At 56.2% G+C, this 2,308-nt stretch carries 1 protein-coding gene; it reads left to right on the top strand.

All coding sequences use genetic code 11. The features are described 5' to 3' along the window. Window positions 1-1,954 (top strand): hybrid sensor histidine kinase/response regulator (locus ACZM96_RS10660; RefSeq protein ID WP_489489040.1); only part of this gene is annotated, 1,954 nt, incomplete at its 5' end. Window positions 1,955-2,308 lie beyond the last annotated feature (354 nt).

Here is a 2,308-nt window from a genome sequence, read left to right as displayed (position 1 = left end):
CATCCGCAAGGACGGCAGTTTCGTCTTCCGCAACGCCGCCGTCAAGGCGGACAACTACTATACCTGGTTTGCGCAGGATGGACATTTTGAAGGCAAAACCGCCGAGGAGATGGTTGCCGATCTTAAAGACAGCATTCAGAAGGGCGCCGAGCACACCATGTTCATGACCGTCGATGGAGAACGGCATCATGTGCATTGTTCTCCGCTGCCGAATTCTTCGTGGTATCTGGTTACGGATATGCCGTACGGAGAGCTCGACAAAGTGGTGGAAGGCATGTGGAACGAGCGGTTTATCACGGCGGTCAGCGCTGCGCTGCTGCTGCCGCTGCCCATTCTGGCGCTGTTTTTCTTTTATTCGAGAATTTCCAGAAGGCAGATTGCGGAGCTTGAAAAGGCCAGAGCGGATGCCGACAGAGCGAGCAGGGCCAAGAGCGAGTTTCTTTCCAACATGAGCCACGACATCCGCACGCCCATGAACGCCATCGTGGGCATGACGGCCATCGCTTCGGCCAACGCCGAAAACTCCGTGCTCGTTCAGGATTGTCTGAGAAAAATCACGCTTTCCAGCCGGCATCTTCTCGGCCTCATCAACGACGTCTTGGACATGTCCAAAATAGAAAGCGGCAAGCTTTCCCTCAATATGGACGTGGTCTCTCTTCGCGAGGTGCTGGAAGGCATAGTCGGCATCGTGCAGCCGCAGATCAAGGCGAAGAAACAGCAGTTCGACATCCATATCCACAATATTCTGTCTGAGAACGTCTATTCGGACAGCGTGCGGCTCAGTCAGGTGCTTCTGAATCTTCTTTCCAACGCCCTGAAGTTCACGCCGCAGGGCGGCTCCATCCAGATAACGCTGTATCAGGAAGAGTCGCCGCAGGGCGAGTGGTTCGTGCGCACGCATATACTGGTAAAGGATACGGGCATAGGCATGACGCCCGAGTTCCAGAAGAGGATTTTTGAATCCTTTGCCCGTGAAGACAATGCCCGCGTGCATAAGATTGAAGGCACGGGACTCGGCATGTCCATCATGAAGTACATTGTGGATCAGATGAAGGGCACCATAGAGATTCACAGCGAGGTGGACAAGGGAACGGAGTTCCATATCACGCTGGACATGAAGAGAATCAACACGCAGGACGAACAGATGCGTCTTCCCGACTGGAACGTGCTGATCGTGGACGACGATGCGGAACTGTGCCGGACGGCGGCCGGAGCCCTGACTGAAATGGGAACGACCGTGGACTGGGCGCTGGGCGGCAGGCAGGCTCTCGCCATGGCCGAAGAGCGTCACCGTGAGGGCCGGGACTATCACGTGATTCTTCTCGACTGGAAAATGCCGGAAATGGACGGCCCCGCAACGGCCCGCAAGCTGCGCGAGCTTCTGGGCGATCAGGTGCCGGTGCTGCTGGTGTCGTCCTACGACTGGAGCGAAATCGAGCAGGAGGCGCGCCGGGCAGGGATTTCAGGATTTATTCCCAAGCCGCTCTTCAAGTCCACGCTGTTCCAGGGCATGAAGCCGTTCATGGACGCCGATACAGGCCAGGTCGGCAGCGTCGATACGGGAATGGCGGATCTGGTCGGCAGGCGCATTCTGCTGGCGGAGGACAATGAACTGAACTGGGAAGTCGCCAGTGCCATTCTGGAAGAGTTCGGCTTTATTCTGGACTGGGCTGAAAACGGTCAGATCTGCGTGGACATGTTCGGCAGGTCGGAGCCCGGATACTATGATCTGATTCTCATGGACGTCCGCATGCCGGTCATGAACGGTTATGAAGCCACCAGAGCAATTCGCGCCATGAACAGGACCGACGCCGACATTCCGATCATCGCCATGACGGCCGACGCCTTTTCCGAAGACATTCATCAGTGTCTTGAAAGCGGCATGAACGCGCATGTGGCCAAGCCTTTGGACATCAAGGTGCTCATGCGGCTCATTCAGAAGTATATTCGATAGGAAGTTAAAAAAAGCCTCCCGCCCCCGGCGCAAACGCTTGCGCCGGGGGCGTTGTTGTCGGGCGGGGAACGCCGCTTCAAAGAAAATCTGCTTTTGAAAAAAGGCAATGATTTCGTCATGTCGGCTTCATGCTGCCGTCATGATTTCTTTCTATGTTTGCCCCGTACGCGATGTTTCCGCAGAAAAGACCCGCTGGAAACGTCCGGAGCAGTTTCCCGGGGAAACTGCCATGCATCCACCGAAGAGGATGCTGCGCAAGGGGCGTGTGACCGCTGTCAGTTGCAGTGCGAATGCGCCTTGAAGCGTGTAGGTTTTGAGCCGTGCCCGGCTCGAACCTTGTAACGTAAACCGCTC

The organism is Mailhella sp. (assembly GCF_057866825.1).
The sequence above is the reverse complement of the archived record's forward strand: the minus strand, read 5'-3'. Positions and strand labels throughout refer to the sequence as shown.